Below are 12,973 nucleotides of genomic sequence, written 5' to 3' on the forward strand. Positions count from 1 at the left end.
GGCACCGCCGCCTCCACCGCCCGAAGCCCCGGCACCACCCCCGCCGCCGCCGGCAGGCTAGCCGGGTGGCGGTGCGGATGGATCCGCAGCGGTTCGACGAGCTGGTCTCCGACGCGTTGGACCTCATTCCGCCCGAGCTGGCCGCGGTGATGGACAACGTCGTCGTGCTGGTCTCCGACCGCCATCCCGGCGACGCCGAGTTGCTCGGGCTGTACGAAGGTGTCGCTTTGACCGAGCGGGACTCCAACTACGCCGGGTCGCTGCCGGACACCATCACGATCTACCGCGACGCGCTGCTCGACATCTGCGACTCCGACGACGAGGTCGTCGACGAGGTCAAGATCACCGTGATCCACGAGATCGCCCACCATTTCGGCATCGACGACGACGGGCTGCACGAATTGGGCTGGGCCTGATTTAACCGGCGCCGGCCGGGCGCGGCATCGCCGATCTGTCGGCGCCGAGTGCTAAGAACGGCGCATGGACACAAGCTGCCGCGACTGCCGGGCAGGCTTGGATCACTGCCACGGCACCGTCATTCGCCATTCGCTGCGCCGCTCGGAGTGCACCGAGGACGGCTGCGCCAGCCCGGAAATACTGCCGCACGCCTTCGTCGTGGACTGCGACGCCATCGGTTGCGGGTGCGCCGAGGCTGCGGCACTCGCAGTCTGAGCCGCGTCAGCCCATCGGATCGGTGCTGGATTCGACGGCGTCGGCGACGGGTGTGGCCGCCGGCTCCGGGTAGAACGGCGGCGTCAGCGCGCCCCACTGCACGCAGCTCCAGCGTCCGTCGGTGACCGGCGTCAACACCACCGACTCGGCGTTGCCCAGGTGGTGGTCCAGCACAAAGCTGCCGTCGACCCCGGCCAGCACCGCTGCGGTCAGCCGGATGGCCGCGCCGTGGCTGACCACGACGATGTCGCTGGTCCAGTCGTCGTCGTCCAGATAGCGCATCCGCAGATCGGTCAACACCGGCACGTAGCGGTCCAGCACCTGCTCGGCGCTCTCCCCGCCGGGCAGCGGCACATCGAGCTCGCCTTTATGCCAGCGCTCGTAGATCGCGTTGAATGCGGCCACGGCGTCGTCGTCGCTGCGGTCTTCCAGATCGCCGACCTGAACTTCGTGGATTCCCGCGACTTCGCGTGGCGCAAGGTTGACCTCGCTGCCGATCTCGGCGGCGGTCTGGGCGGCCCGCACGGCCACCGAATGCACCAGCAGACCGGGCCGGCGCAGACCATTGCGGGCGAACGCACGGGCCTGGTCGCGGCCCAGCGGGGTCAACTCGGTGCCGGGCGGCCGGGTGTCCAACCGGCGATCGACGTTGCCGTAGGACTGTCCGTGCCGCACCAACACCAGCCGACCGCTCATCGCCCCGGCTCCCGCAACCGCGCCAGCCAGCGTGAGGCCTCGTCCAACTGCGGCGGCGGCACGCCGGCGGCCACGCCCGTCGGCCAGGAACCCAGATAGCGCACATCCGCACAACGACGGTAAAGCGCCTTGAGTGCCTCGGCGATCGCGTCGTCGTCGATGTGGCCGACCCAGTCCAGGAAAAACACGTAGGTGCCCAACTCTGTTCGGGTGGGCCGTGATTCGATGCGGGTCAGGTCGATGTCGCGGATCCCCACTTCGGACAGCGCCGTGACCAGCGCCCCGGGCGCGTTGTCGATCCGCAAGATCACCGACGTGCGGTCCGCGCCGGTACGGGGTGGCGGCGGGCCCGGCGGGCCGGCCAGGACGAAGCGGGTGCGGGCGTTGGCTTCGTCGACGACACCGTCGGCCAGCGTCGCCAGCCCGCGATAGGCGGCGGCCAGCGGCGAGCTCACCGCGGCGTCCACCACGCCGTCGACGACCTGCTGCGCGGCGTCGGCGTTGGAGTTGGCCGGGCGCAGCTCGACGCCGGGCAGATGCGCGGCCACCCACCGCCGCACCTGCGCGGCCGCGACCGGGAAGGCGGCCAGCGTGCGCACCTCCTCGACGCTGCGGCCGGGTTTGACCACGATGGAAAACGCGACGTCCAAGGTGATCTCGGCGAACACCTGCAGCGGCGATCCCATCGCCAGGCTGTCCAGTGTCGGCATCACCGAGCCGTCGATCGAGTTCTCGATCGGCACGCAGGCGTAGTCGGCCCGGCCGTCGCGCACGGCATCCAGCGCCGCCGGCGTGCTCTCGGTGGGGATCGGCTGCACGCCGTCCTCGCCGCGCTGGGGAATCATGCCGGCGTCGGTCATCCGCAACAGCGCCGCCTCGGTGAACGTCCCTTCGGGACCGAGATACGCGATGCGAGCCACGACAAAACCCTATCGGGTGCAGAGCCTTGCGCCGTTCGCCGCGATCTAGTTAAGTTAGGCTTACCTCACTTAAAGGAAGGTGATCGATGACCCTCGCTCCCTGCGCCGCGCCGACGACCGCCGAGCGGATCCGCAGCACCTGCCTCCGGGCCACCGGCGCGCTGCTGGCGATCGAGGGCGCCGACCCGGTCACCACGCCGCTGCACCACCTGCTCAGCGACGGGTCGTTCGCCGTGGCGGTGTCGCTCGACGCCGCGGCGCCGTCGGGGGCGCAGGCCGTGTTGGAACTGGCCGACTACGCGCCGCTGCCGCTGCGTGAGCCGGTGCGCTCGCTGGTGTGGATTCGCGGGCGACTCCAGCAGCTGCCGATGCCGGCGGTGCCCGCCATGCTCGACCTGATCGCCGCCGAGGACCCGAACCCTGCCCTGCTGCAAATCCAGACGGCCGCCTCGAGGCCGCCCGCCGACGGCGACACCCGCTATGCGCTGCTTCGGCTGGAGATCGAGTCGGTGGTGGTGACCGACGCGACGGGCGCCGAGTCCGTCGGCGTCGCGGACCTGCTGGCCGCCCGGCCGGACCCGTTCTGTGCGCTCGAGTCGTGCTGGATTCGCCACCTCGACAGCGCGCATCGCGACGTCGTCGCGCGCCTGGCCTCCCGGCTGCCCGCCCGGCTGCGCCGCGGCGACGTGCGGCCGCTGGGCATCGACCGCTACGGGGTGCGGCTGCGGATCGAAAGCGCCGACGGCGACCGCGACGTGCGGCTGCCGTTCCGTAAGCCGGTCGACGACGTGGTGGGCCTCAGCCAGGCCATCCGGGTGTTGATGGGTTGCCCGTTTGTGAACGGTCTGCGAGCGCGCCGGGACTAGAGGCCGAGGTCCGGTTACCGTGTCGAGGTGACCGCGCCCGAGGACCAGTTGGTGCAGCGACGAACGCTGCGCATCGAGGTCGTCGTCGTCCTGGGCGTCACCTTCGGCGTCAGCGCCGTCACCGCGATCCTGCAACTCACCGACGCGGTGCTGCGTAACCTGAGCGCCCAGCGGATCCCGCTCAACCCGCGGCGGTCCTACTTCGACCTGGTCGACCTCGGCTTGAACGCGGCGGTAGTCGCGCAGCTGATCGCGTGGGGCGGGCTCGGGCTGTACCTGCTGTGGCGTGGCGGTTTGCGGCCGGCAGCAATCGGATTGGGGCGCTTTTCCTGGCGTGCCGATCTGGGCGGCGGCGTCGGCCTGGCCGCGTTGATCGGGCTGCCCGGGCTCGGGCTGTATGTCGCGGCGCGGATGCTGGGCCTTAACGCCTCGGTGATCCCGTCGAGTCTCAGCGACACCTGGTGGCGCATCCCGATGCTGGTGGCCGCCGCGTTCGCCAACGGGTGGGCCGAAGAAGTCATCGTCGTCGGCTACCTGATCACCCGGCTGCGGCAGCTGGACGTGTCCGGCGGCGCGGCGCTGATCTACTCCAGCCTGCTGCGCGGCGCCTACCACCTCTACCAGGGTTTCGGCGCCGGGCTGGGCAACCTGGCGATGGGGCTGGTATTCGGCTACGTCTGGCAGCGCACCGGCCGGCTGTGGCCGCTGGTGATCGCCCACGGGCTGATCGACACCGTCGCGTTCGTCGGCTACGCCCTTCTGCGCGGTCACCTCGGGTGGTTGCACTGATGACCGGCCAGCACCCCCGCCGAGAACCGCCGCCCCTGATCCCCCGCGACCCCAGCTATCGCCGGCCGGCGCCGCCGCCCCCGCCCTCTCCGCCGCCCCGTCGACCGCCGGCGCAACCGGCCGCGCCCCGAGCTCGTCGCAAACGCGCATGGGGTCAAGTGATTGCGCTGAGCCTGCTGATCGCGGTGTTGCTGTTCGGTGCCGGCATCCTCGGCGGCACGCTGTGGATGGACACCGTCCTGCACCGCACACCGGTGCTGACCGACTATCCGGGCCGCCCGGCCGCCGGGCGCGGCACCACCTGGCTACTGGTCGGCTCGGACAGCCGCCAGGGTCTGACCGTCGAGCAGCAGCAGGCCCTGGCCACCGGCGGCGACATCGGCAACGGCCGCACCGACACCATCCTGCTGGTCCACGTGCCGGCCATCGGGTCGGCCACTCCCACGACGATGGTGTCGATTCCGCGCGACTCCTATGTGCCGATACCCGGGTACGGCCGCGACAAGATCAACGCGGCCTTCGCGATGGGCGGTGCGCCTTTACTGGCCCAGACCGTCGAGCAGGCCACCGGGGTCCGGCTCGACCACTACGCCGAAGTCGGTTTCAGCGGGTTCGCCGACCTCGTCGACGCGCTCGGCGGAGTGACCGCCTGCCCCAGCGCCCCGATCGACGACCCGCTGGCCGGAATCAGCCTGCCGGCCGGTTGCCAGAAGCTCGACGGCCCCAACGCACTCGGCTATGTCCGCACACGCGCGACGCCGCGGGCCGACCTCGACCGGATGGCCAACCAGCGGCAGTTCATGTCGGCGCTGCTGCACCGCGCCACCAGCCCGGGCGTATGGCTCAACCCGTGGCGGTGGTATTCGGTGCCGCACGCCGCCGCCGACGCCCTGACCGTCGACCAAGGCGACCACGTCTGGGACCTTGCCCGGTTGGGCTGGTCGCTGCATGGCGCGACGACCACGCTGACTGTGCCGATCGGCGAATTCACCGGCAGCGACGCCGGCTCGGTCGTGGTGTGGGATCACGACGCGGCGGCCCACCTGTTCGACGCGCTGGCCGCGGACGCGCCCGTACCGGCTCTCGACGGCCAACCGTAGAGCGGTCTAGTCCAACCCTGCGCCCGTCAGCCCGTCCTGCAGCCAGGCCTTGACCCGGCCGGGGTGACGGGTGGCCAGCCACGCCACCCCCACTTCCCGGCAGAATCTGACGTCGTCGTAATGGTCGACGTTCCAGCAGTACAGCGCCCGCCCCTGGGCCGCGGCGCGGTCGACGAGCTCGGGATGCTCACGAAGCGTCGCAATCGACGGCCCAACAGCGGTGGCGCCGACGGCGCTGGCCGCGCTGCTGCCCAGGTATCGGGCGGCCTTGCCGAGCAGCACCGTGGGCAGCAGCGGTGCGGCGCGACGGATACGCCACATGGCGGCCGCCGAAAACGACATCACCACCGCGCGGGAGCGGTCCGCGGAAGCGGGCGTGGCGATCCGGAAACGCTGCAGCAGCGCCAACACCTTGCTTTCCACCAGGGCGCCGTAGCGCACCGGGTGCTTGGTTTCGATGAAGATCTTCACCGGCCGGTTCCAGTCCAGCACCAGCGCGACGAGCGAGTCGAGCGTCAGCAGTCCGCTGTCGCCGTGCGCCCCGTCGGGACGCCAGCTGTCGTGCCAGGCCCCGTATTCCAGCTCACGCAGTTCGGCCAGCGTCATCGTGCTGACCAGACCGGCGCCGGTGGACGTGCGGTCCAGCCGACGGTCGTGCACACAGACCAAGTGGCCGTCCCGGGTGAGCCGGACATCGCATTCGACGCCGTCGGCGCCCTCCTTGAGCGCGAGATCGTATGCGGCCAGGGTATGTTCCGGCCGAGAAGCCGAGGCGCCGCGATGGGCTACCACGTGTGGGTGCCGGGCGAGCACCTCGTCGGCCCGCGTCATATCCCTATGCTGCCGGTTCCTCGCCCTCCGACTCAACAGCCGGAGCGGATCCCGGCGCGTCGCCGCGATCGTCGGCGACCACCACCCAGCGATGCGCGGGCCGTTCGACCGGTTTGCGCTCGAAGCCCTCGAACACCCGCCCGGCTGCGGCCACGGCAGCGGCGGCCACCAGGTAGGCAAATATTGTCGTCACGGTGTTGTCGGCGATGCCCTGGGCATCTTGCGCCCGGCTGGTCGCGATGGCGAAGATCGACACCGCCGTACTGATCACCCAGACGATCCACCACAGCAGGATGGGTTTGCGCAGCCGCGGCAGGACGTCTTCGGTGGCGGCCAGTTCGATGACGTACACCGGCGCCCACAGCAGGTTCACCAGCGGTATGAAGCACCCGGCCCACAGCGCCCGTGCCGACCGCGGCTCGGGCAGGCCGTAATGCGCGAACGCGGCGGCGCGGCGGGCGATCAGCCATCGGATCAGGACCACGGCGCAGGTGATCACCATCGCGATGGCGGCGGCGCTGGCCAACACGCCAAGCCAGAGCGCGGCGCCCGCCACCCACGGGTTGAGCAGGGTGCCGCGGTTGATGATCAGCAGCAGATAGCGCACGAAATGCACCAGCGCCGCGATGCCGAGCACGACGAGAGTGGCGAACAGGGTGGTGCGCACGCGCGCCGCCGACGGGCCGGGCGGCACGGCCGCGGCCGGCGTCGCCGCGCCTGGTTCGACGCGATCGACCAGTCCCCATCGCGGTATGACCGCGTAGCGGGGGGTGGGTCCCAGTGGCCGCCGCCGGCGCCGCGGCGGCGGTGGCGCGCCGGGCCGCACGGCGATCCATCGGTAACCCGGCGGCAGCCGCGGCGGCATCCGCCGGCCGGCCGTGGGTGCGGCGCTCCGAGCGCTCCACCGCGGGTCGACCGCCTGCCCCTCGGGGGACGGCGGCAGCAGCGTCCCGCGGCACCGCGGGCACCACACCCGCTGGCGGTCACGCACGTTCCAGCGTGTGCCGCACTGAGAGCACGCTTGGATCATGAGCGCCAGCTTAAAGCGTGTCGGAAGCGGTGGCTCGGTCCTCAGACGCTGCCCGGGCCGCCGCCGTCGGTGACCACCGGGCGCCCGGCGCCCGCCCACGCCAACATGCCGCCGCTGACGTTGACCGGTCGGTACCCGTTTTGCTGGAAGTACTGCGCTACCCGCAGGGACCTGCCGCCGGCATGGCAGATGACGTACAGCTCGGCCTGGGGGTCGATCTCGTCGAGGCGCGCCGGCACTTCGGCGATCGGGATGTGTTGGGCGCCGGCGATGTGGCCACGTTTCCACTCGTCGTCCTCGCGCACGTCGAGCAACACTGCCGCCGAGCCGAATTCGGTCGGCAGGGCGGCAATATCCGTCTGGGCAACCACCGGTTCAGCAGGCATGGGGTCGATCTTGGCACGCGCCGCCCGGCGGCGCAGAAGCCGCCGCTCAGCTACCACCGGCTATCCACAGTTTCCACAGGTTTATGCACAGCTCCGGTGTGCACCGCGCGGCCATTGACGGCGCGTCAATAGGCCCGGCGCAACGGTAGCTGTGGATAACAGCGCAATAACGGGTCCGTCAATCGACAGCCCAACCACGCCGCGAGCGAAATTCATCGCCGCGCTAAGCATCTCGCCGGGACGACGGCAACTGCTGGTCAGCGCCCTGACGCCGGTTCAATTTTTCCGGCGGTTCACGAGGCGTTATGATCGCGACCACCGAAGTTGTTTGTGACTCATCTCACTGGGGGCGAGTTGGACGTGCAGATCAGGGTCATCCGATGACGACGCAACCGGTCGGACCACAGTCGGCGACGTCGTCGCATTGGTACAGCAGTTCGCCTGCCTGTAACCGCTCGTACCTGCTCGCCGGTGTGCGCGCCGGTCTGATCGCCCTGGTTTTGCTGGCGGTCCTCGCCGTCATCGTGTTGGTCTGAACACGCGCCCGCCGGGTATGCCCTTAGTGCACCCGTTGTTGCGGTGCGCGCAGTCATGGAGCAGGGTTGATCGTGTTGGGCTCGATTGCCCGGCGGCAACCTTGAGTGAGCATCAGAAGCAGGTCAGCAACGATTATCGAAGGAAGGAATCCCGTGGCTGTCTACACGTTGCCCGATTTGGACTGGGACTACGGCGCACTGGAGCCGCACATCTCCGGTCAGATCAACGAGCTTCACCACAGCAAACACCATGCGACCTACGTGAAGGGCGCGAACGACGCGCTTGAAAAACTCGAGGAAGCACGCGCCAAGGACGACCAGTCGACCGTCCTGCTGAACGAGAAGAACTTGGCGTTCAACCTGGCCGGCCACGTCAACCACACCATCTGGTGGAAGAACCTGTCGCCCAACGGCGGTGACAAGCCGACCGGCGAGCTGGCCGCGGCCATCGACGACGCGTTCGGCTCGTTCGACAAATTCCGCGCTCAGTTCCATGCGGCCGCCACCACCGTGCAGGGGTCGGGTTGGGCGGCCCTCGGCTGGGACAACCTCGGCGAGAAGCTGCTGATCTTCCAGGTGTACGACCACCAGTCCAACTTCCCGCTCGGCGTCGTCCCGCTGCTGCTCCTCGACATGTGGGAGCACGCCTTCTACCTGCAGTACAAGAACGTCAAGGTCGACTTCGCCAAGGCGTTCTGGAACGTCGTCAACTGGGCCGACGTGCAGGCGCGTTATGACGCCGCGACCTCGAAGACCAAGGGGCTCATCGCCGGCTGATCCTGCGCACTCGAGTCGGGGCGTCGCGCTTTTTGCGCGGCGCCCCGTTCCTTTTCTGGCGGTCCACCGCGGTTGGCCGTGTCCGCTTGCGGGTACTCCTCACCTGGCGCATGCTGTGCTCATCGACCCGCCGGGGTGTTGTGAGTGAGGTATCGCGGAGGGCCATATGGAAACTGGGTCAGGCAGGGCCGTCGAAGTCGCCCCGTTCCATTCACACGGTGTCCTGAAGGGCTTCGTGATCTTCGGCCGCTGGCCTGATTCGACGAAGGAGTGGGCGCAGCTGCTGATGGTTGCGGTCCGGGTCGCATCACTTCCTGGATTACTTTCCACTACAACGGTATTCGGCGCCCGTGAGGAATTGCCGGAGTCTCCGGCGCCGCCGGGCAGCGTCGGGCTGGTGCTGGCGGAAGGGCCGGTCGTCGGCGAATCAGCAATCCAGCCAGGCTATTTCGCCGATCGCCAACCGCCGGCGCTGTTGATGTTGCATCCGCCGTCGGAGACCATGCCGTCGCTGCCGGAATGCACCGGCGCGGCTTCGGGTTGTGTACTGCTGCCCGGCTTGCCCTATCTGGGCCTCGAACACCGGGCGGCGTGGGTGGAAGCCGAAGCCGACGGCACCGTCACCTCGATGGTGAGCCGCGTCGGTGTCGACCCCATCAGCCACCCCGATACCGCGATTCTGGCGATGCTGCTTGCCGCATAACGCATTTCCGATGCCTCGGTTGTGAGGTGGCCGAATCCCAAGCCCGCACTTGGCGAATCGGGAAATACGGGTAGCCGAACTCGTCGCTCCCGCTGGTGCCGATCGGTTACGGCCGCTAGCCTGGGCATCGATTATCGAAGGGGAGTAGCCCGCAATCGTCGAGTCGACATACTGGCAACCAGCCCGGCAGGCGAACCGGCCGTTCGGTCGGTGGGCGAGACCTTCGGCCCGATGTTCGGGGGACCACGGGTCCGTCGACGACGCGTCGAAAGGTCGCCACACATGCTCGCAGCCGCGCTCCTGAGCTTCGGGGTGGTTTTCCTCGCCGAGCTCGGCGACCGGTCACAGCTGATCACCATGACCTACGCGCTGCGGTACCGCTGGTGGGTGGTGCTGAGCGGGGTGGGCATCGCGGCTTGCGTGGCACATGGCATTTCGGTGGCGATCGGGCACTTTCTCGGGTTGACGCTGCCGGCTCAGCCGATGGCCTTCGCGGCGGCGATCGCGTTCTTCGTCTTCGCGGTGTGGACGTGGCGGGAGGGCACCAGCGGCGACGACGACTGCGTGCGCCCTGTCCGGGAGCCCCGATTCGCGCTGCTCGCCGTCGTGTCGTCGTTCTTGCTGGCCGAGCTGGGCGACAAAACGACGCTGGCCACCGTCGCGCTGGCGAGCGATCACGACTGGGCGGGCGTGTGGATCGGTACCACGGTCGCGATGATCGTCGCCGACGGGTTGGCGATCGCCGCGGGGATCCTGCTGCACCGGCGCCTGCCCGAAGGGCTGTTGCACGTGTTGGCCAGCCTGCTGTTCCTGGTCTTCGGATTGTGGATGTTGTTCGACGGCGCGCTGGGCTGGCGGTGGGTAGCCGTCGGTGCGACCGCGGCGACAGTGCTCGTCGCGACTATCGCCGCGATGGTGCGATTTGTCCGCACCCGCTCGGCTGCCGCGCCCGTCCCAGAGGCGTCCCCGGGCGTCGGCTGAACGGCGCCTACCCCCTCGACAGCAAAGCCGCTTTTCGACGCGTCGTCGCAGCCGGCTGGTTGCCCGGCGCAAGCTCTGTTCGCTCGCTGATGCCGTCGCGCCCGCCCGCCCGCAGCGATAACAACGCAACGCGTCACAATTCGCTTGGTGCATCATGAGAATCCGCTGTACAACGCGCGCGCAGCGCTTCGCCGGCGTCGCCGGCGGCGGCTCGGGCCGCCGAAGTTAATTCGCTCCAGGTTTGCACTTGGTTCATCCGATAAGTGTCGCTACGATGATCAGCAAATACGTGCCTGGAATCATTCGTCCTACCAACCCTGGTGGAGGTCATATCGATGAGCACGACGTTCGCTGCGCGCCTGAACCGCCTGTTCGACACGGTTTACCCACCCGGACGAGGACCGCACACGTCCGCTGAGGTGATCGCGGCGCTCAAGGCGGAGGGCATCACGATGTCTGCTCCCTACCTGTCACAACTGCGCTCAGGCAACCGCACCAACCCGTCGGCGGCGACCATGGCGGCCCTCGCGAATTTCTTCCGCATCAAGCCGGCCTACTTCACCGACGACGAGTATTACGAAAAGCTCGACAAGGAGCTGACCTGGCTGGCGACGATGCGCGACGAGAATATTCGCCGAATCGCGTTGCGCGCCAGTGGATTGTCTCCCGAGGCGCAACAGGACATCATCCAGCGGGTTGACGAACTGCGGCGCAAAGAGCACCTCGACGCGTAACTGCCCCGACCTGACAACCTAACGACGTCTTGTTCCGGTTAGGGTTGGCCCAGCGATCACGCATCGCGACAGCCGACGAGAAACCGGGGAGGCGGCCGGGAATGGGCCTGTTCCGCAAGCGAAAAAGCCGCGCGATGCGTCGTGCCGAGGCTCGTGCGATCAAGGCCCGCGCCAAGCTGGAGGCCAAGCTGGCCGCCAAGAACGAGGCGCGCCGGTTCAAGGCCGCACAACGAGCCGAGACCAAGGCGCTCAAAGCGCAGCTGAAGGCGCAACGCGACAGTGATCGGTCGGCGCTGAAGGTGGCCGAGGCCGAACTCAAGGCGGTGCGAGAGGGCAAACTGTTGTCGCCCACCCGGATTCGTCGAGTGCTGACCGTCTCACGGTTGCTCGCACCGATCGTGGTGCCGTTGGTGTACCGGGCCGCGATCGCGGCCCGCGGGCTGATGGACCAACGCCGCGCGGATCAGCTCGGCGTTCCGCTGGCGCAAATCGGGCAGTTCTCCGGACACGGCGCGCGGCTGTCGGCTCGCATCGCCGGAGCCGAGCAGTCGCTGCGAACGGTGCAGGAGAAGAAGCCCAAAGACGCGGAGACCAAGCAGTTCGCGGCGGCCATCTCCGATCGGCTCGCCGACCTCTCGGCGGCCATCACGGCCGCCGAGAACATGCCTGCCTCGCGGCGGCGGTCCGCCCACGCCGCAATCTCCAAACAGCTCGACGAGATCGAGGCCGACCTGATGGCGCGGCTCGGGTTGGCCTGAGCATGCGGCCACGCCCGCTCATCGCGGCCGCAGCCGCGGCCGGACTGTACTGCGCCGCCATGCTCGGTATCGCGCAGGCGTCGGCCCATGTCCATGCCAGCAGCGACAACCCGGTCCGCGGCGGTCATGCCATCGTCACGTTTTCGGTGCCCAATGAGTCCCCGACGGGAGCGCCGACCACCGCGCTGTCGGTGGCGCTGCCCGACGTGGCGTCGGCCAGCACCGAAACCATGCCTGGCTGGACGGTCAAACTCGACCGCGACACCGCGGCGGGCACCGTGCACTCGGTCACGTGGACGGCCGCGCCCAATAGCGGCATCCCGGCGGATCAGTTTGCCCTGTTCCGGATATCGGTGCAGTTGCCCGACGCGGACACTGTCAGCTTCCCGGCCACCCAGACTTATGCCGACGGGTCGGTGGTCAAGTGGGACCAGCCGCCGTTGCCCGGAGGCGGTGAGCCGGAACACCCAGCGCCCAGCCTGGCATTGAGACCGGGGCCGGTCGCGCCGCCGCCACACCAGCACGGCACACCGCATCCGGGTCCGCTGACAGACCCGGCGCAAGCCGGTCAGCCCAAGCCGGCGCCCGACAACACCGCCCGACTGCTGGCCGGCACTGCCCTGCTGGTCGCCGCCCTCGGCGTCGCGCTGACGCTGATCCGGCGACGGACATGAGCGTCGCGGCGCGCGCCGCGGCGTTGAGCCTGCTGCTGGCGGTACTGGCCGCCGTCGGCGTCACCCTGACCGCCGGACCCGCCGCCGCGCACGCCGTCCGGGTGGCAGCCGACCCGGCCGAGAACGCCGTCGTGAACGCCGGCCCGGCCCGGGTCAGCGCCACGTTCAACGAACGGCTGCAAACCACGTTCGCGGCCATGGCGGTCGTCGGGCCGGACGGCAAACTGTGGTCGACCGGGGACGCGCAGGTGCAGGGCGCGGTCGTCAGCGTCGCGTTGCGGCCGCTGGGTCCGGCCGGCAACTACACCGTGAACTACCGGGTCACCTCGGCAGACGGGCATGTGGTGACGGGTTCGTGGTCGTTTCGGCTCGCCGTTGCGGGCACCGGAACGCCCGGCCCGGCGGCATACCCCGAGGACCACCGCGCCGACGGCGTCCCGGTGTGGCCGTTTGCGGTCGGGGCGGTGGTGCTGGTGGCCGGCGCTGCGCTGTGGGCGGTGCGGCACCGGCAGTAGCCCCT

17 protein-coding genes and 1 pseudogene are annotated in these 12,973 nt (G+C 69.3%); 13 read left to right on the top strand and 5 right to left on the bottom strand.

Annotated elements, in window-relative coordinates:
* Positions 1 to 65: 65 nt before the first annotated feature.
* Positions 66 to 478: pseudogene (locus tag AWC14_RS17000) on the top strand (metallopeptidase family protein); the annotation flags it as partial.
* 2 nt (positions 479 to 480) lie between these two features.
* On the top strand, positions 481 to 672 hold the full coding sequence (locus tag AWC14_RS17005; RefSeq protein ID WP_045382100.1) for a hypothetical protein: 192 nt from the start codon (positions 481 to 483) through the stop codon (positions 670 to 672).
* Between the two features lie 6 nt (positions 673 to 678).
* Here AWC14_RS17005 and AWC14_RS17010 read toward each other — a convergent pair whose 3' ends face one another.
* Together AWC14_RS17010 and pheA are read right to left on the bottom strand one after the other, a co-directional pair.
* On the bottom strand, positions 679 to 1,368 hold the full coding sequence (locus tag AWC14_RS17010) for a histidine phosphatase family protein (protein ID WP_045382096.1): 690 nt from the start codon (positions 1,366 to 1,368) through the stop codon (positions 679 to 681).
* Positions 1,365 to 2,288, bottom strand: coding sequence for a prephenate dehydratase (gene pheA / locus AWC14_RS17015; protein ID WP_045382093.1), 924 nt, complete (start codon positions 2,286 to 2,288; stop codon positions 1,365 to 1,367). The genes AWC14_RS17010 and pheA overlap by 4 nt, the downstream gene beginning before the upstream one ends.
* Positions 2,289 to 2,374: 86 nt before the next feature.
* Here pheA and AWC14_RS17020 point away from each other — a divergent pair, with 86 nt between their 5' ends.
* Genes AWC14_RS17020 through AWC14_RS17030 form a run of 3 tightly spaced genes read left to right on the top strand, consistent with a single transcriptional unit; the run spans position 2,375 to position 5,043 of the window.
* Entirely contained in the window at positions 2,375 to 3,154 is a 780-nt protein-coding gene (locus AWC14_RS17020; RefSeq protein WP_045382090.1) for a DUF2470 domain-containing protein, read from the top strand.
* A 27-nt stretch (positions 3,155 to 3,181) separates the two neighbouring features.
* Complete coding sequence (locus AWC14_RS17025; RefSeq protein ID WP_045382087.1) at positions 3,182 to 3,943, top strand: CPBP family intramembrane glutamic endopeptidase; 762 nt, start codon at positions 3,182 to 3,184, stop codon at positions 3,941 to 3,943.
* Positions 3,943 to 5,043, top strand: a complete 1,101-nt coding sequence (locus AWC14_RS17030; RefSeq protein ID WP_081968233.1) for an LCP family protein — start codon at positions 3,943 to 3,945, stop codon at positions 5,041 to 5,043. The genes AWC14_RS17025 and AWC14_RS17030 overlap by 1 nt, the downstream gene beginning before the upstream one ends.
* Before the next feature lie 6 nt (positions 5,044 to 5,049).
* Here AWC14_RS17030 and AWC14_RS17035 read toward each other — a convergent pair whose 3' ends face one another.
* The 3 genes from AWC14_RS17035 to AWC14_RS17045 are packed head-to-tail and all read right to left on the bottom strand — an operon-like array spanning position 5,050 to position 7,290.
* Positions 5,050 to 5,874 carry a glycerophosphodiester phosphodiesterase gene (locus AWC14_RS17035; RefSeq protein WP_045382084.1) on the bottom strand — a complete coding sequence of 275 codons (825 nt, stop codon included), beginning with the start codon at positions 5,872 to 5,874 and terminating at the stop codon, positions 5,050 to 5,052.
* A 4-nt stretch (positions 5,875 to 5,878) separates the two neighbouring features.
* Positions 5,879 to 6,904: a DUF4328 domain-containing protein gene (locus tag AWC14_RS17040; protein WP_045382081.1), complete on the bottom strand. Its 1,026-nt coding sequence runs from the start codon at positions 6,902 to 6,904 to the stop codon at positions 5,879 to 5,881.
* Between the two features lie 41 nt (positions 6,905 to 6,945).
* Positions 6,946 to 7,290, bottom strand: a complete 345-nt coding sequence (locus AWC14_RS17045; RefSeq protein WP_045382078.1) for a rhodanese-like domain-containing protein — start codon at positions 7,288 to 7,290, stop codon at positions 6,946 to 6,948.
* A gap of 380 nt (positions 7,291 to 7,670) precedes the next feature.
* Between AWC14_RS17045 and AWC14_RS29015 the strand changes: the two genes are divergently transcribed.
* The 8 genes from AWC14_RS29015 to AWC14_RS17080 all read left to right on the top strand — a co-directional run bounded on the left by AWC14_RS29015 (position 7,671) and on the right by AWC14_RS17080 (position 12,968).
* Positions 7,671 to 7,826 carry a hypothetical protein gene (locus AWC14_RS29015; RefSeq protein WP_162835660.1) on the top strand — a complete coding sequence of 52 codons (156 nt, stop codon included), beginning with the start codon at positions 7,671 to 7,673 and terminating at the stop codon, positions 7,824 to 7,826.
* 153 nt (positions 7,827 to 7,979) lie between these two features.
* Positions 7,980 to 8,603, top strand: a complete 624-nt coding sequence (locus AWC14_RS17050) for a superoxide dismutase (RefSeq protein WP_045382076.1) — start codon at positions 7,980 to 7,982, stop codon at positions 8,601 to 8,603.
* A 166-nt stretch (positions 8,604 to 8,769) separates the two neighbouring features.
* Positions 8,770 to 9,306 (top strand): hypothetical protein, encoded by a 537-nt coding sequence (locus AWC14_RS17055; RefSeq protein ID WP_057003380.1) that lies wholly within the window; start codon positions 8,770 to 8,772, stop codon positions 9,304 to 9,306.
* A 282-nt stretch (positions 9,307 to 9,588) separates the two neighbouring features.
* Positions 9,589 to 10,287, top strand: coding sequence for a TMEM165/GDT1 family protein (locus tag AWC14_RS17060; RefSeq protein ID WP_045385662.1), 699 nt, complete (start codon positions 9,589 to 9,591; stop codon positions 10,285 to 10,287).
* 335 nt (positions 10,288 to 10,622) lie between these two features.
* Positions 10,623 to 11,021, top strand: coding sequence for a helix-turn-helix domain-containing protein (locus AWC14_RS17065; RefSeq protein WP_045385660.1), 399 nt, complete (start codon positions 10,623 to 10,625; stop codon positions 11,019 to 11,021).
* 101 nt (positions 11,022 to 11,122) lie between these two features.
* Entirely contained in the window at positions 11,123 to 11,779 is a 657-nt protein-coding gene (locus tag AWC14_RS17070) for a DUF6474 family protein (protein ID WP_045385658.1), read from the top strand.
* A 2-nt stretch (positions 11,780 to 11,781) separates the two neighbouring features.
* Positions 11,782 to 12,453 (top strand): YcnI family copper-binding membrane protein, encoded by a 672-nt coding sequence (locus tag AWC14_RS17075; RefSeq protein ID WP_081968385.1) that lies wholly within the window; start codon positions 11,782 to 11,784, stop codon positions 12,451 to 12,453.
* Complete coding sequence (locus AWC14_RS17080) at positions 12,450 to 12,968, top strand: copper resistance CopC family protein (RefSeq protein ID WP_045385656.1); 519 nt, start codon at positions 12,450 to 12,452, stop codon at positions 12,966 to 12,968. The genes AWC14_RS17075 and AWC14_RS17080 overlap by 4 nt, the downstream gene beginning before the upstream one ends.
* Positions 12,969 to 12,973 lie beyond the last annotated feature (5 nt).

It is taken from the genome of Mycobacterium kyorinense, assembly GCF_002101735.1.
GTDB lineage: Bacteria > Actinomycetota > Actinomycetes > Mycobacteriales > Mycobacteriaceae > Mycobacterium > Mycobacterium kyorinense.